Annotated in this window: 20 protein-coding genes and 1 pseudogene; 1 reads left to right on the top strand and 20 read right to left on the bottom strand. The window is 41.7% G+C overall.

The window, feature by feature from the left end; genetic code table 11:
* Window positions 1–276 precede the first annotated feature (276 nt).
* From NST12_RS07000 to NST12_RS06935, 14 genes and pseudogenes are all read right to left on the bottom strand, one after another.
* Entirely contained in the window at window positions 277–1,956 is a 1,680-nt protein-coding gene (locus tag NST12_RS07000) for a long-chain fatty acid--CoA ligase (RefSeq protein ID WP_341029201.1), read from the bottom strand.
* A 216-nt stretch (window positions 1,957–2,172) separates the two neighbouring features.
* On the bottom strand, window positions 2,173–2,949 hold the full coding sequence (locus NST12_RS06995) for an enoyl-CoA hydratase/isomerase family protein (RefSeq protein ID WP_048623211.1): 777 nt from the start codon (window positions 2,947–2,949) through the stop codon (window positions 2,173–2,175).
* 211 nt (window positions 2,950–3,160) lie between these two features.
* The gene (locus NST12_RS06990; RefSeq protein ID WP_328201353.1) at window positions 3,161–3,913 is read right to left on the bottom strand and encodes a 2-phosphosulfolactate phosphatase; all 753 of its coding nucleotides are present in this window, start codon (window positions 3,911–3,913) and stop codon (window positions 3,161–3,163) included.
* Window positions 3,910–4,980: a phosphotransferase family protein gene (locus NST12_RS06985; protein ID WP_048623209.1), complete on the bottom strand. Its 1,071-nt coding sequence runs from the start codon at window positions 4,978–4,980 to the stop codon at window positions 3,910–3,912. Before NST12_RS06985 ends, NST12_RS06990 begins: the two co-directional genes overlap by 4 nt.
* A 6-nt stretch (window positions 4,981–4,986) precedes the next feature.
* Window positions 4,987–5,391, bottom strand: coding sequence for an acyl-CoA thioesterase (locus tag NST12_RS06980; protein ID WP_003354652.1), 405 nt, complete (start codon window positions 5,389–5,391; stop codon window positions 4,987–4,989).
* Window positions 5,392–5,404: 13 nt separating this feature from the next.
* Window positions 5,405–6,180: pseudogene (locus NST12_RS06975) on the bottom strand (enoyl-CoA hydratase).
* Window positions 6,181–6,182: 2 nt separating this feature from the next.
* On the bottom strand, window positions 6,183–7,064 hold the full coding sequence (locus NST12_RS06970; RefSeq protein ID WP_048623208.1) for a 3-hydroxyacyl-CoA dehydrogenase family protein: 882 nt from the start codon (window positions 7,062–7,064) through the stop codon (window positions 6,183–6,185).
* A gap of 54 nt (window positions 7,065–7,118) precedes the next feature.
* The gene (locus tag NST12_RS06965) at window positions 7,119–7,688 is read right to left on the bottom strand and encodes a TetR/AcrR family transcriptional regulator (protein ID WP_048623207.1); all 570 of its coding nucleotides are present in this window, start codon (window positions 7,686–7,688) and stop codon (window positions 7,119–7,121) included.
* Window positions 7,689–7,756: 68 nt separating this feature from the next.
* Entirely contained in the window at window positions 7,757–9,367 is a 1,611-nt protein-coding gene (locus tag NST12_RS06960; protein WP_048623206.1) for a long-chain-fatty-acid--CoA ligase, read from the bottom strand.
* Window positions 9,368–9,405: 38 nt separating this feature from the next.
* Entirely contained in the window at window positions 9,406–10,188 is a 783-nt protein-coding gene (locus NST12_RS06955; RefSeq protein WP_048623205.1) for an SDR family oxidoreductase, read from the bottom strand.
* Window positions 10,176–11,411, bottom strand: coding sequence for an acyl-CoA dehydrogenase family protein (locus NST12_RS06950; protein ID WP_341029183.1), 1,236 nt, complete (start codon window positions 11,409–11,411; stop codon window positions 10,176–10,178). Before NST12_RS06950 ends, NST12_RS06955 begins: the two co-directional genes overlap by 13 nt.
* Window positions 11,412–11,651: 240 nt before the next feature.
* Entirely contained in the window at window positions 11,652–11,789 is a 138-nt protein-coding gene (locus tag NST12_RS06945) for a YuzL family protein (RefSeq protein ID WP_341029180.1), read from the bottom strand.
* Between the two features lie 110 nt (window positions 11,790–11,899).
* Window positions 11,900–12,586 carry an LrgB family protein gene (locus NST12_RS06940; RefSeq protein WP_270582983.1) on the bottom strand — a complete coding sequence of 229 codons (687 nt, stop codon included), beginning with the start codon at window positions 12,584–12,586 and terminating at the stop codon, window positions 11,900–11,902.
* A complete protein-coding gene (locus tag NST12_RS06935; RefSeq protein WP_003354647.1) occupies window positions 12,561–12,953 on the bottom strand; it encodes a CidA/LrgA family protein in 393 nt (130 codons plus the stop codon). The genes NST12_RS06940 and NST12_RS06935 overlap by 26 nt, the downstream gene beginning before the upstream one ends.
* A 172-nt stretch (window positions 12,954–13,125) precedes the next feature.
* Here NST12_RS06935 and NST12_RS06930 point away from each other — a divergent pair, with 172 nt between their 5' ends.
* Window positions 13,126–13,368, top strand: a complete 243-nt coding sequence (locus NST12_RS06930; protein ID WP_327797838.1) for a YkuS family protein — start codon at window positions 13,126–13,128, stop codon at window positions 13,366–13,368.
* Between the two features lie 293 nt (window positions 13,369–13,661).
* Here NST12_RS06930 and mobB read toward each other — a convergent pair whose 3' ends face one another.
* From mobB to NST12_RS06900, 6 genes are all read right to left on the bottom strand, one after another.
* The gene (mobB, locus tag NST12_RS06925) at window positions 13,662–14,162 is read right to left on the bottom strand and encodes a molybdopterin-guanine dinucleotide biosynthesis protein B (protein ID WP_327797840.1); all 501 of its coding nucleotides are present in this window, start codon (window positions 14,160–14,162) and stop codon (window positions 13,662–13,664) included.
* On the bottom strand, window positions 14,132–15,424 hold the full coding sequence (locus NST12_RS06920) for a molybdopterin molybdotransferase MoeA (RefSeq protein WP_341029174.1): 1,293 nt from the start codon (window positions 15,422–15,424) through the stop codon (window positions 14,132–14,134). The genes mobB and NST12_RS06920 overlap by 31 nt, the downstream gene beginning before the upstream one ends.
* Window positions 15,425–15,858: 434 nt before the next feature.
* Window positions 15,859–16,872 (bottom strand): GTP 3',8-cyclase MoaA, encoded by a 1,014-nt coding sequence (gene moaA / locus NST12_RS06915; protein WP_341029171.1) that lies wholly within the window; start codon window positions 16,870–16,872, stop codon window positions 15,859–15,861.
* A gap of 322 nt (window positions 16,873–17,194) precedes the next feature.
* Window positions 17,195–18,787, bottom strand: coding sequence for a long-chain-fatty-acid--CoA ligase (locus tag NST12_RS06910; protein WP_341029168.1), 1,593 nt, complete (start codon window positions 18,785–18,787; stop codon window positions 17,195–17,197).
* Between the two features lie 241 nt (window positions 18,788–19,028).
* Window positions 19,029–19,199 (bottom strand): hypothetical protein, encoded by a 171-nt coding sequence (locus tag NST12_RS06905; RefSeq protein WP_003354639.1) that lies wholly within the window; start codon window positions 19,197–19,199, stop codon window positions 19,029–19,031.
* Between the two features lie 15 nt (window positions 19,200–19,214).
* Entirely contained in the window at window positions 19,215–20,057 is an 843-nt protein-coding gene (locus NST12_RS06900) for an SPFH domain-containing protein (protein WP_003354638.1), read from the bottom strand.
* Window positions 20,058–20,141 lie beyond the last annotated feature (84 nt).

Raw genomic sequence — 20,141 nt, 5'->3', positions numbered from 1 at the left:
TTTACTTTTTTGAAGATGGTTCATTCTAAAAGTTTCACCTTCCCCCGATTTATGAATTCTTCTTCTTCCTTCAAAAACGGCCAAATGCTTATGAGAATTCCGTGTTTCACTTTTTTACTTTGAACAAAATCAAACCTTCCCCTTTCTCAACAGTAAAAGTACAATCGAAATGAATCCTTCACAAACGTGATCGGTTTTCGGTCCAAAAAATATCCGATTACAGAAAAAGACCGTGCAAATGTTGAAACGCACGGTCTTTTTGACCTTTTTCAGGAATTATTTATTCATTTCAAATTTTTTCTTCTCTTCTTCCGCGAGTTTTCTCCACAAAAGCTTTCCACTGGACGTAGTGGGCAAGGAATCGCGGAATTCAATAAATCTTGGATATTTATAAGCTGCCATGTGTTCTTTAGACCAACGAATCAATTCTTCTTCCGTAATTTTTCCTTTGTAGTCTTCATTCAAAATGATGAAAGCCTTTACATTTTCACCTCTTTTTGGATCTGGAATTCCGACCACACAAGCTTGCTGCACGGCTGGATGTTTGTAAAGATAACTTTCGACTTCAGTCGGCCAAACTTTAAATCCCGAAGCATTGATCATTCTTTTTAAACGGTCCACAATGAAATAATATCCTTCTTCATCGCGAACCCCAATATCGCCAGTCCGGAAGAATTTTTTACCATCTATTTCAAGGAAAGCCTTTTCGTTATCCTCTTTGCGGTTATAATATCCGACAAATACTTGAGGACCGTGTACCACAATTTCCCCTTCTTGACCGTCGTCCAATTCTTCTAAAGTTTGTGGGTTTATGATTCTAGCATCAACATCGAACGATGGAACCCCTAAACATTGCAATTTTGGGCGATCCGGCGGATTGAAATGTGTATGAGAAATCGTTTCGGATAATCCATATCCTTCTACATAGCGAAGGCCCGTTAATTTGTACAGCTTCTCCCCAACGGCCGCTGGCAGCGAAGCTCCTCCCCCCGCAATTAATTCCAGCGAGTCGACATCTTCTTTTTTCAGCAGGGGATTGGCAAGAAAATCAATAAGCATGGTGCTGATGACCACCCAATGAGAAATCTGTTTCTTTTTTATGATTTTTCTGGCATATTCGCGGTCCCAGCGCGTTAATACGATCATTTCCGCTCCTACAAAAATAGGCATATGCATGCTGTGAATCATTCCGGTCACATGGAACAGCGGCAATGTTGTGAAACAAACTGAATTGGGCGTTAAAATATCCCAATATGCTCCACCTATCGTGTTTGCCTGGACACTGCTATGTTTATGCAAGCATCCTTTTGGCAAACCCGTTGTACCGGATGTGTACGGCATGACGGCAAGATCGTCCGCATCTCCCAGCGTACACTCCGGTTTTTCTCCAGCTTCTAACACATCTTTCCATAAATAATGATTTTGTTTTGAGAACAGACGGCGACTTTCTGCCACTACCGGAGGAATTGGATCATCCACTTCTTCGGGCAAATAATCATGATAACAAGCGATCACTAACTGTTCTAGAGGAGTTTGTTCCAAAAGCGGGGCAACATAATCATAAATTTCTTGTGAAACGATACCGGTTTTGATCTGGGCGTCTTGAATATAAAATCTAAGTTCTTCGTTTGTATTCATCGGATTGATCGGAACGACAATCGCATTAATCCTGGATATAGCGTAATAAGAAATGATAAATTGAGGCGAGTTTTGCATATACAGCATGACACGGTCCCCTTTTTGGACGTGCAGCCTTTTTTCCAAAAAACCCGCGATTCTCTCTGCTTCTTCCAAAATTTGTTGATAAGAATACGTGGCGCCATAATAATAAATGGCATTTTTTTGAGGAAATCGTTTGGCGGAAACAACTAAATTATCGAAAATATTGGTTTTTGGAACCGTTAGCGTTTTGGGGACTCTTGTTGGCCAGAATGAAAAATGGGCAGTATTTTTCATTTTTCTCCTCACCTCATGAATTCATAATATTTTCCTTTTATCAAAACAGCCGGGTGTCTAAAAGGGAGATTTCTAATATTCCAGTTTTAGTGTGTCAACTTGTTATACGGTCTTTACCACAGGCATCTGAACGTTATTCATAATCAGAAACAATCTTTATCGTTCTTTCTATCATGATCCATAGTCGAGCTTCATCGTGTATTTCAGTGCAGCCGTTTATTTTCCTCGAAAAATCGGTGTTCTTTTTTCATTAAAAGCGGTAACACCTTCTTTATGGTCCTCTGTTTCCGCCATCAGCATCTGTGTGAGCCTTTCTCTTTCAAGCACTTGTTCTAAAGTCAGCTGATAAGATTCATTGATCAACTTTTTCATTTTTCCATACGCTTTAAGAGGTCCTTGCGATAAGCGCGCAGCAAAAATGATGACTTCATCCTGCAGCTCTTCGATAGGCACCACGCGGTTGATGATTCCTAACGCAAGCGCTTCTTTTGCTGTGATAGGCTCTGCTAAGAAGAACAATTCTTTCACTTTATGGGGACCTAAAATTTTAGGTAAAAAATGGAGGCCTCCGCCATCGGAAATAAGCCCTACTTGAGCAAAACTTAAGATAAATTTACTTTCATCCGATGCAAGAATAAAATCGCAAGCTAGAGCCAAATTAAATCCCGCTCCTGCCGCATATCCATGAACGGCTGCCACAATCGGTTTTTCCACTTCTTGCATCGTCAAGATACATTGATTGAGATGACCTACATGCTCATACAAGGATGTGATGTCAGTTCGGCTGGCCATGCTTTTCACATCACCCCCCGCAGAGAAAGCTCTGCCTGAACCTCTTATGACGATTGCCTTCACTGAATCATCCTCACCCGCTTGTTGCAGTTGTTCTCTCAAACCAATGAGCATATCCTCGCTAAAAGCGTTTAAACTTTCCGGACGATTTAACGTCAAAATCAAAATTTTTCCTTGTTTCTCCACTAATACATCACTCATTCTTTTCCATCTCCTTTTCCCATTTTTTTGATCAACTTACCGAATCTACTAATAAATTAGTGGCGACGTTGATCCGTGTATTTGAACAACTGTTCCGCTGGAATCACAGAACAAAAGTAAACGCTTTCCAAATGGATTGTTGGACGCTTCTCCTTTTTGTAATGAGTATATACCCACTCATATTGTATATCTGATTGGATTCAGACTTCCCTTAAAAATGAGGTTGACCATCCTGCTCATTTTCCACATGGATTAACTTTCCGTCTTTCCAGCGCGGAACGACAGTGAAGGCACTTTTTTGGGAAATAAAGTCCAATTCATCATCATACGAATAGCGCGAAAGTATTTTTCCGATTCTTGTTAAGCGCAAAAGTTCATAAGGATGATCCTTTTGGGATCGATAAAACAATTGCGCCGTTTTCGCAGCATCCGTCAACTGAAAAGAATGAAGCGAAAGCAAGCAGTCGACCATGTAGCCGGCCCCATAAAAATCTTCCATACTGAAGCTGCCGCGCGACCCTCCGCAAATAAGGAGGATGGTTTCATTTTGATAATGTTTCACAATGTCGGCTGCGACAGCTTCTGTATTTAATAGGCTGGCTGCGTATAATTTTTTGGCCGACTCCGCTTTCTTCAGTGCCACTGTACCATTTGTCGTCGATAAAATGAGCGTTTTTTCTTTAATCCTTTTTCCCAGCTCTTTTGGATAAGGATCCAGAAACCCTTCCATTGATTTCCCGTTATATTCTCCGGCAAGCACAGCAGACGATGACGGAAATGCAGAGGATACTTCGACTGCTTCTTCCCTGTCGTATACAGGAATCACGGCTTCGGCCCCTTGTTCCAGCGCAGCCGTAATGGTGGATGTGGCCAGTATAATATCAAATACAACGGCGATTTTTCCTGCCAATCTTTCCATCACTAAATCTTCTTTTTTCAATACTACGTGGATCTTCCTTGTCATAGCTCACCTCTTTCACTATGAAAAGCCGTCAGCCAGGAATATCGAACTAATGATTTGGCAAATTCTCCGTAGCGGGCAAAGCGATGATCATTTGTCTGGCCGTTTTTGTAACGATAATAAATCTGCTGGCAAATACCAGCTAATTTAAAATATCCGAACGATAAATAAAATGGAAAATGTTCCACGTCCCTTCCGCTTTTCCTGCTGTAGCTTTTCACAAATTCCTTTCTTGTGTAAAATCCAGCCAACGTTGTGACAGAGGGCTTCCCAAATCCTGCTTTCAACTCGGGCGGATCATCTGGTTCCTGCCAATAGCTCATAGCTGCTCCCAAATCAGCCAATGGATCTCCTACTGTTGCCATTTCCCAGTCAAGCAACCCTGTCATCTTCGACAAATCTTCAGAAAATAGAGCATTGTTCAGCTTGTAATCATAATGGATAATGGCCGGTTCAGGTGAAGTTGGAATATGGTGGACAAGCCATGTTTTCAACCGTTCCAACTCGGGAAGATCTTCCGTTTTCACTCGTTCAAAACGAGCGATCCAGCCATGCACTTGCCGTTGTAAAAATCCTTCCGGCTTCGTCATTTTCTCTAGTATTGTTCCTTTATATGGAACAGAGTGAAGATTCACAAGCATATCGACCATCATCTCAGAAATGCGCTTCCCTAATGCCGGCGTTGGTTCAATCTCTTCCGGAAAATCGGTATCGATCAAAATCCCTTCTTTTTTTTCCATCAAAATAAATGGCTTTCCCACAATAGAATCATCTTCGCAAAATAGAAATGGCCGCGGCGCCAAAGGGAAATGTTCCGCTAATACTGACAGAAATTGATGCTCCCGTTTCATATCATGAGCTTTCGGAGCAACAGGCCCCATAGGCGCACGCCTTAATACCGCCTCCCAATTTCCTATGTTTAATGCATATGTGAGGTTCGAGGCTCCCGTACCGAATTGCCGGATCTCTAACGGCGAATCCGGTAAATCCTTAAAATTCTTGCGTAAATACGCTTCCAATTTTTCTTTATTTATTTCCTCTCCTTTTCGGACAGGTATGATATGGGACAATCGGTATCACTTCCTTTTCAGAAATTCCGTTTCTTCCAAGTGTTGATGTAAATAATTTCTCAGTTCTGTCGGCAAAGGTTCGCTTTCTTGGGTATCAAAGTTAAAATAGACGATCACGGCTTCGGCACAAGCGACAGTTTTGCCAGTATGTTTGTCTATAATTTCGTGACCCAATGTAAAACTTTTCGTTCCGATTTTTTTGATCGATGTCGTGACAACAAGCCTTTGATTATAATAGGCTTGAGCAACAAAATCACAGCGTGTGGAAGCCAATATAAAACAATGATCCATATTAGTTTCTTCCAAAAAATCGAGACGCGCTTCCTCTAAATAAGCAAAATAACTAGTATTATTCACATGCCCAAAAGCATCCGTTTCACAAAAACGGACACGGATTTCAGTTGAATGCAACGAATTTCCTCCTTTACCGATGGGAAAAAGATGCTTCCCTTTTTTCTATAAACGCTTGCACACCTTCTTTGATATCTTCTGTTTGAAAAACTTCTTCAAAGAGCTGTGCTTCCAGCTGAATTCCTTCCCACAATGGAGCTTGAAGACCTTCATTGATGGCTTTTTTAATTCTGATTAAAGCTGGCAAGGAAAAGCGGTTGATTTTTTCCGCCAGTTTTTTTGCATAGTTTAAACCTTCTCCTTTCGGGACAACATGATCCACGAGCCCAATTTGAAGTGCTTTTTCTGCCGATATGGGATCACCTGTGAACATCAATTCCTTCGCTTTGCTTGCCCCAATTAGGCGTGGAAGCCGTTGAGTCCCTCCCCCCTGGGAATAGGCCTAGCTTGATTTCCCGCAAACCGATTTGGACGTGATCTTCGGCTATCCGGAGATCAGCTGTCAGTGCTAATTCGCAGCCGCCTCCCAATGCCAATCCATTTAACACAGCTATCGTAGGTTTTTTAATATTCTGAATTTTAAAGAAAAAATTATCCGTTTTCATGAATTCTTCTTGAAGCCCCTTTTTCCCAATCCATCGTGGGAAATCTTTTATATCCGCTCCCGCCATAAAAGCCCGTTCTCCTGCACCAGTTAGAAGAATAGCAGTAATCGTTTTCGTCCTCTTCCAGTTGATCGAAAATTTCCGAAATTTCATTTGTCACTTGTCGGCTTAACACATTGAGAGGAGGATTGTTTATCGTCACAATCGCTGTCCTTCCTTCTTTTTCAAGGCTTATTAATGTCATTCTTATTTCACCTCTTCTTTTTCATACGTATAGAAACCCTTGCCTGTTTTTCGTCCAAGCTCTCCCTTTTCCACTTTCTCTTGCAAACATTTCGCCGGTCGTTCCAGAGGGTTTCCTGATTCTTGATATTGCTGATTTTGAACGAAATAGACAACATCTAGACCAGAGAAATCCATTAACTCAAACGGCCCCATCGGATGACCTAATGCTTTCTTAACGATCAAATCAATATCTTGATAGTCGGCATAGCCATTTTCATATAGATAAATAGCTTCCTTATTTAGTGCACCTAAAATCCGGTTTGCAATAAATCCGGAAATTTCTTTTTTTAACAGGACAGCTGTTCGATTCATCCGTTCGCAGACTTCCATCGTCACCTTTGCCGTTTCTTCGCTTGTTTGGCTGCTCATGACGACTTCCACACAATCCATGACAAGCGGTGGGAAGAAAAAGTGCATATTAATCATTTTTTCCGGCCGTTCCGTTACTTCTGCTATGAGAGAATTCACGATCGTAGAACTGTTGGTGGCTAATATAGCGTGTTTTGGCGCCCATGTATCAAGCTCCTTAAATACGCTCCGCTTCACTTCCAGTTTCTCGACAACCGCTTCAATGACAAAATCGGCATCTTGAACCGCTTCCTTTAAATTCGTGGAAAAAACGAGCCGGGCAAAAGCGGCATTTACGGCATCCTCTGTGATTTTCCCTTTGGAAACCCATTTATTCATAATTCCATTCAAAGATTTTTCAGCTTTCGTTAGCGCGCTTTCGCTTATGTCTTGGATAGCGGTTTCAAAACCGCCCAATGCAGCCAACATCGCAATTTGGTGCCCCATTTGTCCTGATCCGATCACTGCTATTTTCTTCACATCATTAATGTTCATGACAGTACCCCCTTATGGACTCATTACATCGCAATCAAGAGTTGATACTGAATATCAATTATTATGTTGGATCCCATGAATGAGCATTTCATAAAAAATTTCGGCCACACGCTTGTCGCTCACTTTTCCTGTTGGCTTAAACCAAAAATAGCTCCAATTGGCAATGCCTAAAATGCCGAATGAAACAATATCAGGCGGCAAGTCTGTGCGGAATTCTCCGTTTTTTATTCCCTCTTCAATCAATAATTGAACATTTTCTCGAAATTGATCTCTTTTCGGCAGAACGATATCAAGATATTGATCGCTTAAATGATTGATTTCCCTTATGAATACTTTTGCTCGCTGTCCTTCTTTTTCGATATCTTGAATTAATTTATAAATGATCGCAAATAATTTTTCTTGACACGTTTTGCTTGGATCCGAGATGATTTTTTTCTGATTCTCTAAAAGACGTTCGATATATTGCAAATGGATATCCTTTAGCAATTCTTCTTTGCTTTTGAAATAATAATAAAAGGTTCCTTTCGTTACATGCAGTTCATCCATGATGTCCTGTATAGAGGTTTCTTTAAAGCCTTTTTCAGCAAATAGCTCGATGCTCTTGTCCATGATTGTTTCTTTCATTGTACAATCCTCACCGTTATCAGTTTTTTGTGATTATACTATAAGAACGAGAGCATCAATACAAGTCTTCATTGTTTTTTCATTGACTCTTCTCGGATGGCTCTTCTCAAAATTTTCCCTATATTGGTTTTGGGCAATTCGTTTCTAAATTCAATGATTTTTGGTACTTTATATGCGGATAGATGCTGTTTGCAGTGATCGATCAATTCTTTCTCGCTTGTTGTTGCCCCTTCCTTTAAGACGATAACAGCTTTAACCGTCTCCCCTCTGTAGGCATCTGGAACGCCAATCACCACTGCTTCCTGAACGGCTGGATGCTCGTATAAAACTTCTTCTACGTCGCGCGGATAAATATTATAGCCACTTGCGATAATCATATCTTTTTTGCGATCGATAATGGATACGTATCCTTCCATATCCATTTTGGCGATATCTCCCGTATACAGCCAGCCGTTGCGTAACGTCATCGCCGTTTCTTCCGGTTGGTTCCAGTATCCTTTCATTACTTGCGGGCCTTTGATGACCAATTCTCCTGGCTCACCAGGCGGCATTTCTTTCGTTCCAGATTCCAAATCGACTATTTTATAAGCTGTCCGAGGGAACCCGATCCCAACCGTTCCCGCTTTTCTTGCTGCAAACGGAGGATTGCAATGGGTTGTAGGTGACGCTTCTGAAAGACCGTACCCCTCTACTATTTTCGCTCCTGTTTTTCTTTCAAATTCTTTCATGACTTCTATTGGCATAGGCGCACTTCCGGAATTGCATAATTTCATAGAATCCAATTGGTACTCGTGGGCGCGTGGGTGATTGGTAATCGCTACATACATGGTTGGAACACCTGGAAATACCGTCGGCTGTTCTTTCTTAATGGTCTCCAACACTTCTTGAAGATCAAATTTTGGGAGAAGGATCATTTCATTCCCACAAAAAATGGAAAAGTTCATGCATGATGTCATCCCAAATACATGAAATAGTGGAATAACCGTTAAACATTTTTCATTGCCTGGATTTAATTCACTTTTAAAAAACTCGTAAGTTTGAACAATGTTAGCCACCAAATTAAAATGAGTCAGCATAGCCCCTTTTGATCTGCCTGTAGTACCGCCCGTATACTGCAAAACCGCAATATCGTTTTTTGGATCTATCTTCACAGGCAAAAAATCGTTTTTTACTGAAAGAACAGATTGAAGCGCCAAATCGGGAAGCTTAGGATGAAAAAGATCTCCTAAACTGACAGTCATCACGGTTTCAATTGCCGTATATTTCTGTACTGATTTTATTTTTGGGTAAAGAGCATCTATCAGAATGATGATTTTCGCCTGACAATCTTTTAAAATATACTCCAGTTCTTTCTCCGATAGCATCGGGTTTAGCTGGGTGACGATTCCGCCAGCGGCAAGGATCCCATAATAACTGATCAAATATTGTGGGCAATTTGGCAATTGTATGGCGACCCGGTCACCTTTTTGAACACCTAGTTTCTGCAAATGGGCGGCAAATATTTGAACTGCTTCCCAAAGTTGTTCATATGTCAGTTTACGGCCATAAAAACTGGCGACATATGCTTGAGGGAATTTTTCCACCGACTGTTCTAACATTTCAGGCAATGTCATTTCCGGAATCGTTATATCATGGGAACAGTTTCCCTGATAGGGAGCAAAGTATTGAACTTCCTCCATTGGAAAATCCCCCTTTTGATCCAATCAGTCCGGAAATTTTATGTCAGAGCGTGCGATCCACCATCCACAAAGAGGACATCCCCGGTTATATAATCCGAAGCTTTTGAGGCCAAAAAAACGGCCGCTCCCTTTAAATCATCGTCACTACCGAATCTTCTTAACGGCGTATGTGACAGCCAATAATCTTTCCCTTTCTCAATAACGACATTCGACATTTTCGTCGGGAAGAACCCCGGCGCAATCGCATTCACATGAATATGATACGGCCCCCATTTCACCGCCAAATCTTTTGTAAAAGTAATGATGGCACCTTTGCTGGTATTGTAGCCGATGGCATCCAAATAATCGGGATCCGTTCCGCCAAGCCCGGCAATCGAAGCCATATTTATAATCTTTCCCGACTGCTGCTCTATCATTTTTTTCCCAACCGCTTGCGACATTAAAAACGTGCCGGTAACATTCACATCGATTACTTTTTTCCAAGCATCAATCGGCATTTCCGCCGCTGGCGCCCCCCATGAAACTCCGCTGTTATTCACTAAAATATCAATGCGTCCCAACTTGCGAATCGTTTGATCCACTACCGTCTGAACATCCTCCGGTTTTGTGACATCGCATTCCAGAGCTAATGTTTTTATCCCGTACACGGACTGTAAACGTTCAGCTGTTTCTTGACAATTCTCTACTTTACGCGAACAAAGGACAACGTTCACTCCTGATTCAGCGTACGCTTCTGCGATCTGCTCTCCTAATCCTCGCCCTCCTCCAGTAATAATCGCCGTTTTTCCGGTTAAGTCAAACAGTTCCTTTACTGTTGCCATTGAAATCTCTCCCTTTCTAGTGAATGCTCACGCAATTCCAGCTTCGCAATTTGCTGTTTATGAACTTCATCCGGACCATCAGCTAGTCTTAGTGTTCTTATATTGGCCCAATGAGCGGCAAGAGTCGTATCATTGCTGACGCCTTTCGCACCGAATGCTTGTATGGCGCGGTCTATTACTTTTAAGGCCATATTCGGAGCAATCACTTTAATCATCGCAATCTCTTTTTTGGCCGCTTTATTGCCGACCGTATCCATCATATAAGCCGCTTTTAAAGTCAACAGCCTTGCCTGTTCAATTTCGATCCGCGATTGAGCAATCCAATCTTGGATCACTCCTTTCTTCGATAAAGATTCGCCAAAAGCCTCCCTTTCTTGTACGCGTTTACACATTTCGTCCAGCGCTCTTTCTGCAGCGCCAATAATTCTCATGCAATGATGAATTCGTCCAGGTCCCAACCTACCTTGGGCGATGGCGAATCCTTTGCCTTCTTCCCAAATGATATTTTCCGCCGGTACCCTCACGTCGTGAAAAAGAATTTCCGCATGCCCATGTGGAGCGTGATCATATCCAAAAACGGGGAGCATGCGCTTAATCTCCACACCCTTTGTATCAAGAGGAACGATAATCATGGATTGCTGTTCGTGTTTTGGAGCATCGGGGTTCGATTTGCCCATGACGATGGCAAATTTGCAACGCGGATCCCCTGCTCCGGAAGACCACCATTTCAAACCGTTTATCACATATTCGTCTCCATCCCGCACGATGCTGGCCGAAATATTGGTGGCGTCGCTGCTCGCAACATCCGGTTCCGTCATCGAAAAACAAGAACGAATGTCGCCGTTCAGAAGAGGTTTCAGCCACTTTTCTTTTTGCTGCTCGCTTCCATAACGGACGAGAACTTCCATATTCCCGGTATCAGGTGCATTGCAGTTAAATATTTCCGGAGCGATCATGCTTCTTCCCATAATTTCGCAGAGCGGGGCATATTCCAAATTGGTCAATCCGGCGCCATATTCGCTGTCAGGCAAAAACAAATTCCATAATCCTTCTTTCTTAGCCTTCTGCTTCAGCTCTTCTAAAATGGGTGGAATGGACCAGCGAGTTTCTTGATCATTCAACTGTTCCTCGAATGTTTTTTCATTCGGATAAATGTATTCTTCCATAAAGGCTGTCAACCGCTTTTGAAGATTGATCACTTTTTCGGAAAACGAAAAATCCATAGAAGTTTGGCCCCCTTTTTTAACTAACCGGTCGGTATGTGCCGTTAATTGTATGTTATATCAATTAAGTATTCCTGACAATAATATTTTATAAAATTCTGAAAATTTTATTCGACATAAAAATAGGAAAATCCTATTTTGGTCCATCCGTTATTTACAAACTTTTGCGCTCAATAAAAAATCAGTTTCCTCCGGGCCAAGTCAGGATGACCAATGGAAACCGGAGGAAACCAATAAAAATCAATACTTTTTCTGTTTTTTCTCTGCTGATGAGTGGCTCACACCGCCGGCTGTTTCTCGTTCCGTTGTTCCTTGCCCTTCCGTTTGAGAAGAGTCTAAACCAATAGTGGAAGGATCTTTTTTTACTCGTTTGCTCAATTTCCATCACCTCTGTCTTACTTTACCTTGACAGCCGCTTTTTATGTATCATACCAGCTGCTTTTTTTAGGATGGAAATCCACGTCCGTGACTTAAATCTTGTTTGTCCGTCAGAACAAGAGCGGAAACAACCACGGAAGAACGGCTGATGTCAAAATGGACGCAAACCCCATGGCAGCCCCGGATACTCCTCCCGGCAACGACCCTTCTGACAGTATTTGCGCTGTGCCGATACCGTGAGAAACCGTACCAATGGATAGTCCTCTGGAAAACGGATCTGATATCCTCGTCACATTCAATAGCCACGGTCCGAACATTGCTCCGAAGATGCCGGCGACCATGACAAAAATCGCCGATAGCGCAGGATCTCCCCCTATAATCTTCGCTTCTTCTATGGCAACCGGCGTTGTAACCGATTTCGTCGCTACTGAGGCTGCAATGGTTCCCGAAAAATCAAATAGTTTGGCAAGCAAAACAGCAGAAATGACGGTTGAAAAGGTACCCAAGACGAGTCCGGCAAGTGCAGGCATCCATTTTTTTAACAGCAAATCTTTATTATGATAAAGCGGAACAGCAAGCGCCACTGTCGCTGGTCCAAGCAGATAAGTCATAATATCCTTTGCCGGCCCATAGTCTTTGTAATCCATTCTACATACCGTAAGCACGATGATGATGAGTACTGTACTCAAAAAAACAGGTGTGGTCAAAGGGGATGGGTATTTCCGGGCCAAAATGCGAGAAATCCAATAAGCCGCTATCGTCACGACAATACTAAACACTGTAATGGCGATCTTCATCCATATTCCCTTCTTTCTCTTTTCCCAGCCATTGACTTGTATACCCCGTAATCAACAGACCGATAATGGAGCTGCCCAGTAAAATAATGATCAATGCAAATCCATTTTTGACAAAAAAATTCCCATAGCTCATGAAACCTACTGAAATGGGAATGAAGAAAAACGCTAAATGCTTATTTAGAAAAGAAGCTCCCCTCTCCACCCAATGAATTTTCACAATTCCAGTTAGAAGCAGTATAAATAAAATCACCATTCCCAGCACGTTTCCCGGAATGGGGATATGAAAAAACTCGACGATACTATAGCTAATCTCATTGATAAGCCATAAAAAAGCGATTTGCAACACAAAAATAAATCCCTGCTTCATCACTCACACCTCCATTTTACCGAAAATTCAAATAACAATTAATTTTATTGTAACTCATTCGTCCAATGAATGGAGAAAAAAATCCATCTTTCATCGTTTTCGAAAAAAACAGACGCCATATTGTGTATAAATCCTTTCATCCTAGAAAACGATAGGAAGGGAGGTGTTAGGAATGGCAAAAATCGGAGTAGAAGAATCATTGCACAATGTATCCGAAGCCTTAAAAGAAAGAGGATATCAAGTGGTGGAATTGAAGAAGGAGTCTGACGCCCGCGGCTGCGATTGTTGTGTGGTCACCGGATTGGACTTCGATATGTTGGGCATTCAAAATACGGTCATAAAAGGACCAGTCATCAACGCCGACGGCTTAAGCGCCGATGAAGTTTGTCGTGAAGTTGAAAACCGACTTCAATAGAGACACTCAGCGGGAAAACCCGCTGAGTGTTTTTTCCGGCTTTCATATGCTCTCTCAAGTGAAGTGCTTACTGTTGAAAACTTTCCCATCCAGTCTCAATTGCTTACTAGAACGTCAGAAAAGACAAAAGTCCTTATCTGTTGTTTGAAGTTTGACACCGACAAAAAAGCAGACAATGGAAAAGACTTGGCTTTTCGTCATTTACCATTTAGCAAGACGGTTCATCTCAGAGAAATCTTATTATGAGCTGCTTGTATTTTTCATGCTGAAATGATTTTTTCGTGTTTTTCCGCCTATAACAAGAAATAGTTCCATAGCCATTCTGCCATTGATTTTTTATCCTCAACGTGAAAAGCAGGAATTTGTTTAAATTGATGCGGGAAAGGCGTGATGACGGCTTGTACATTTTCCAATTTCAATAAATTCTTGTCCTCTTCTCGGTGAATCATAACCGCTTTAGGAAACGAAGCTTTTTTATAGCCTTCTATCAAAATGAAATCAAGTGGAAGCGATTGATACAGTTTCAATATGTCTTCTAAGCCATAGTAACCGTTGATCGTGACAACGGCTGTGTTTCCGCCTTCTACCGTAACAGCATAAGCGCCTTTTTTCCGATACCTTTCTGTATCTTTTCCTTTATCTCCGATGACAGGTCGTCCACCATGTCCATGATGTTTCACTACGCCCACCGTTTTTCCGTGAAAAGAAGCATATTCAAGCAAATATTCGATCCAAGTTGTTTTCCCGCTATTTTGATACCCTACTATTTGGAAGATCTTTTGCTCTCTTCCCACCACGACTCACTCCCCGTGTTATCTTCGAGAAAGAGAACATCTACAAGATCTCCGCTTCCAAACCCTCTTGTTCCTCCCGGAAGAACCATTAAGCAGTCTGACCACGCCAAGGACGTTACGACGTTTGATTTATCCAGTCCCACCGGTTTTACATGCAGCTTTCCGTCCTCGCCATAAAAGACTCTGCTGCGCACAAACCTGGAAAAAGGATTGGCTTTCGGGAATTCTGATTGTAAAAAAGCTTTTCCTTGGCGCAAGTATGGTTTAGAAGAATGAAGCCAGTAACGTATAAGGGGGCGAACATACAATTCAAATCCAACATAACAAGCAGAAGGATTTCCGGACAATCCAAACAGCATTTTGCCATTCAAAACGGCGGCCGTTGTCACACTACCAGGACGCATAGCGATTTTATTAAAAAGCACTTCAGCCTTCATTTGGCGATAAATTTCCGGCAAATAGTCAAAATCTCCTACAGAAACTCCGCCCGTCGTAATGACTATATCGCATTCTTTGTACGCAGTTTTGACAGCATTTAATACCGAATCGACATCATCGGCGCATTGCCCGTATGTTTTGACTTTTCCCCCTGCTCTTTCAATTTGCGAAGCGATCATGTACAGATTGGAATTGCGGATTTTTCCCGGCACCAATTCTTCATCTACATTTAATAGCTCAGATCCCGTAGCAAGTACACCGACAACGGGAGGTTTCACAACGGGAACTTTGGCATAACCGAAAGTTGCAAGCAACGCTTTTACACCGGGATTAATTTGAATTCCTTCTTCTATCAAAGGCTGACCTTTCTTGGCATCTTCTCCTTTAAAGGAAATATTATCATGTTTTTGGAACGGCCGTTTGATCGCAATAAATGTTTTGCCATCCCGTTTTTCCTCATGAACCAATTCAAGCATGACGACACAGTCCGTCCCTTCCGGAATAGCCGCTCCTGTCATAATGCGGATTGCCTCCATTTTCCCAACTCGAAAAGGACTTACTTGCCCGGCTCCAATTTCATCGATGACTTCAAGAAAAACCGGGCTGTCGCTAGTCGCATCTGCAGTATCTTCGCTGCGGACGGCAAACCCATCATAAGGAGAGCGGTCAAAGGGCGGTACATCGTGATCCGCTACTAACGGTTTTCCTAAAAAGCGGCGATCGCACGCATCAATATCCACATATTCTATTTCTCCAAGCTGCTTCCACTCCATGACTCTCCGAACGGCTTCACCAACTTTGATCGGGCTTCTCCGTTCCACCATGATCCTCATCCTTTCTCTTTACCACCATCATTCTTCGACGTCGGCAACTTTGAGCCAGTTCCAGTCAACGTTCTTGATCCGGTTGGACCCATACTCGTTCCATTCATCCATATATAGAGCGATCGAGTGATTTTTTCGTTCCGATCCATTTTATAAAAGGGAAATTAACAAATTTTCGAATGATGTTCTTCTCTTTTATCCTTCATTCTTTGTAGATTATACCACATTTTCCCTGGCGTCGTTTTGAAGTTCAGCAAATACCAATGGGAGAAATGGATTCTCCATCTCTTCCGTCCGGTCACTTTTGCTCCTTTTTTCCATATGTCAGGCTTGATCAACTTTCAGTCCTTGTATGGAAGATTTCCTTCAATTTTTTCTGATTATATCTTGTTCGTTTTGACAATACGCGCATTTGTTTTTTTCTTATTGGACGGTTATCCACCGATATAGGACATTTCAATTTTTTTACGGGGATGATGAGTATTAGCCAAACGTTCATCTGAATAACGATCTGCTCGGTGGTTCCAAATGTCTGCTACTTTTTGTGCAATTTCTTCATCCTTCGCCCCGCTTCGCAGAAGAGCTCTCAAGTCGTAGCCTTCACTTGCAAACAGGCAAGTATACAGTTTTCCTTCGGCCGAAATTCTGGCTCTTGTGCAGCTTGAGCAAAAAGATTCTGTAACAGAGGTGATAAAACCGACTTCCGTTTGTTCACCTTGATAACGATACCGTTTAGCCACTTCGCCAAAATACGCCGGTTCCACTGGCTCTAATTGAAAACGGCTCTTTAATTTTTCGTATATTTCTTTTTTGGTTACCACTTGATCTAATTTCCATCCATTTGAATTTCCGACATCCATAAATTCAATAAAACGGAGAGAAAGTCCTTTTTTTCGACAAAATTCTGCCATCGGCAAAATCTCGTCTTCATTCATACTTCTTTGGACAACCATGTTTATTTTCACCTTAAGGCCATGGGCAAGAGCAGCGTCAATCCCCTTTATGACTGCCTTGGAACGGACTCCTCGGCCGTTCATTTTCATAAAAATTTCATCATTCAGAGCGTCAAGGCTGACATTCACCCGTTTTAAACCAGCTTCTTTCAATTCTTTTGCATATTTAGGCAAATATACTCCATTTGTTGTAAGACCAATATCTTGAATGCTGGGAATTTTCAACAATCGCTGAATGAGGGAGGGGAGTTCTTTTCTCATGAGCGGTTCCCCGCCTGTAACTCGGATTTTTCTGACCCCCAATTTGCTAAAGATGATTGCCAATCTTTCTATTTCCTCAAACGAAAGCACTTCCTCTTTCGGCAAAAAAGCAAAATCCGGGCCAAATATTTCGGCGGGCATACAATATTGACAGCGGAAATTACAGCGATCAGTCACACTTATACGCAAATCTCGCAAAGGTCGATTCAACGTATCAAGAATTGGAATTTTCATTGTTTTCATCTCCCAAAAAGGAATGTTCCTTTTTAAGCTCGTTTCTTTTTTTGTGAAACGTCTCTCATTTCCATAACGATAGAAAAAGGGAGCAGAGTACGCTCCCTTTTTTCTATTGTAAAGGAAAATTCATTGTACGTACACCGTTTTTTTCCTGATGCCATTTTCGACTCTCTTTATGAATAATGTACAGATCAAAAAAGAAAATCAGACCTGATTCAGGAGAAAAAGGTGCGGCTAATATTCGTAAACAACGTTATGAAGGGTATGAGAGGAACCAAATTATGAAAAAGACGGCAAAAGAAACTTGCCGCCCATTTCATTAATTGACCAATCGCCCCGTTATTCCTTTTGATTCCCAATAATTTTTTCTTAATAACACCTTTTGAATCTTTCCCGATGCCGTTTTCGGCAGTTCCTCCACAAACGTTACTCCTGTAATCGCTTTAAAATGAGCTAACTTTGAACGGGAAAATTCGATTAATTCTTGTTCTGTTACGGTTTCGTTCGGTTTCTTGACTACAAAAGCATGCGGAGTTTCTCCCCACTTTTCATGCGGCACGGCGATGACAGCAGCTTCTAATACAGCCGGATGCTCGTAGAGAACGCCCTCGACTTCAATAGAGGAAATATTTTCTCCGCCGCTAATGATAATATCTTTTTTTCTGTCCACAATGTCGATATACCCGTACTCATCAATCGTCCCCATATCGCCGGTATGAAGCCAACCGTTTCGGATCGTCTCCATTGTCGCTTCTTCATTTTTCCAATAACCTTTCATCACGGCGTTGCTTCGAATAACCAGTTCTCCTATTTCCTTTCCGTTTCGTGCTACTTCCTCCCCATGTTCATTAACAACCTTAACACGACAACCAATCATCGGATAACCGGCTTTGGCTCTCACACGCCATTGCTCTTCCAAAGGTAAATGGCTCAAATGGGAACGAACGGTGGAAACCAAATGCAGCGGCGTACTTTCCGTCATTCCGTAAACTTGGATAAACTCCCAACCCAATTCATTCTCTACTCTTTTCACAAAGGAAGGCGGAGGAGCTGATCCGGCAATAACTACACGTACATCTTGTTCGATTACTGGATGATGCTGTTCATTATATTGAAGCAAGGAATTCAATACTGTTGGAGCCATTTCCATAAAGGTTACACGATGCTTTTGCACTAAATCAAATATCGTTTTTGCTTCCACTTTTCTCAAAGCTACATGAGTCGCTCCATTGGCTGTAAAATAAAAGGGGGCTCCCCAACCGTTGACGTGGAACATAGGCAGTACATGAAGCAGCTTGTCTCGATCCGAAACGCGCAAATGATGCATCGACCAAAGTGCATGAAGATAATTATTGCGATGCGTCAACATAACCCCTTTTGGGTTCCCGGTCGTCCCGCTCGTATACAATAAACTACATACATCTTCTTCATGGATTTCGGGTCGTTCTATTTCGTTAGTTGGAAACATGCTCAACCAATTGTCATAATCTATTTCCTCGTTGTCTTTGTCTTTATAATGAACAATAATATGTTCAACGGTCTCTAGACGGTCTTTCACCGGTTGGATCAAATGATAAAGATCTTGGTCGACAAACAGTACTTTCGATTCACTATGATTTAGCATAAACAAATAATCTTCAGGTTTCAATCGAATATTCAAAGGAACCATAATAGCTCCTAGCTGAAAAATTCCATAAAAACCTTCAAGCATTTCCAATGTGTTGGGCGCCAAATACGCCACTCGATCTCCCTTCTGGATGCCTAGTGAATACAACCCATGAGACAACTGATTCACTCTTTCTTTTAATTGTCGATAAGTGAAGTAGCGATCGTCATTAATCACTCCAATTTTTTCTGCATACAAATCAGCAGCGCGATCTAAAAAATCTGTCAGTACTAACGGAACGTGCATAACTCATCTCCTCAACTGTTCAGAAAATTATAATATATTAGAATATTAACATATTTTAATAGGAATAAACAATGATTTCACTGCTGCCTTTTTTCCTAGTCTAAAAGAATGATAGAAAATTCAGCCAATCCCTTTCATCGATCCGTCCCTTGTATGCGTCTATAAAAAAGAGGATATACGTTCTTGAACGAACATCATATCCTCTTATCATTAATGAATTAAAAGCAAGTGTATGAAAAAATTATTCATCCTCTTTTTTTCTCTTTGGCAATCTCTTTTCACGCCGAGCAGCCTCTCTTAATAAAAATTCAATATGGGCATTCACACTACGGAATTCTTCTTGCGCCCACCGTTCAATGATTGCATACAATTCAGGATCTATTCTCAACGGAAAATGTTTCTTGTTGGCCATGTTGATCCACAACCATTAGTACAAGCTGCCAGTATTAATGACCGGCTGAGCGCCACGGTCCGATATGATCGCAATCATTAAATTATTGACCATGTTCACTTTTCTTTCCTCATCCAGTTCAATCGTTCCATCGTTCGAAAGCTGTTCGACGGCCATTTGAGCCATACTGACAGCACCTTCTACAATCATTTTTCTGGCCGATAGAACGGCGGCGGCCTGTTGACGCTGAAGCATGGCGCTCGCAATTTCTGTCGAATAAGCCAAATGGGTCAGCCTCGCTTCGATTACTTGAACTCCCGCAACGTTTAACCGTTCTTGCAATTCGTCGGCCAATTCTTTGGAAACAATATCCGCATTGCCTCTTAATGTAATATGGTGGTCATCCAACGTATCATATGGATACTTTGTTGCGACGTGGCGGATAGCAGCCTCGCTTTGGATTTCCACGAATTCTTCATAATCATCTACATCAAAAGTTGCTTTCGCTGAATCAATGACTTTAAAGACGATGACGGAAGCAATTTCAATCGGATTTCCTTCCACATCATTTACTTTCAGTTTTTTGCTGTTAAAATTTCGCACGCGAAGAGACACTTTTTTCTTATTCGTAAATGGAACAGTTAAAGCTATACCGCTTTTTCGAATGGTTCCTACATAACGCCCGAAAAAAACGACAACATTGGCTTGGTTAGGCTGTACAATAGTCAGACCGCTCCCGATCAGTATGGCAATGATCACCAACAAAATAGAACGAAAAAAATGATCTCGAGACATGGCTAAAAAAGCCACAGCCAACAGAGCGATAATTAACAAAATTCCGATAAATCCGTTCATGTGCCATGCATTTTTCTCTTTCAATTTTCGCTTCCCCTTCCTATTGGAATTTATATCAAAATGATATCATAATTTGAAATATATGTAAATCATAACAAATTTTCCGTA

It is taken from the genome of Bacillus sp. FSL W8-1127 (assembly GCF_038006725.1).
GTDB lineage: Bacteria > Bacillota > Bacilli > Bacillales > DSM-4216 > Bacillus_O > Bacillus_O smithii.
This window is presented reverse-complemented; position numbering and strand designations above follow the sequence as displayed.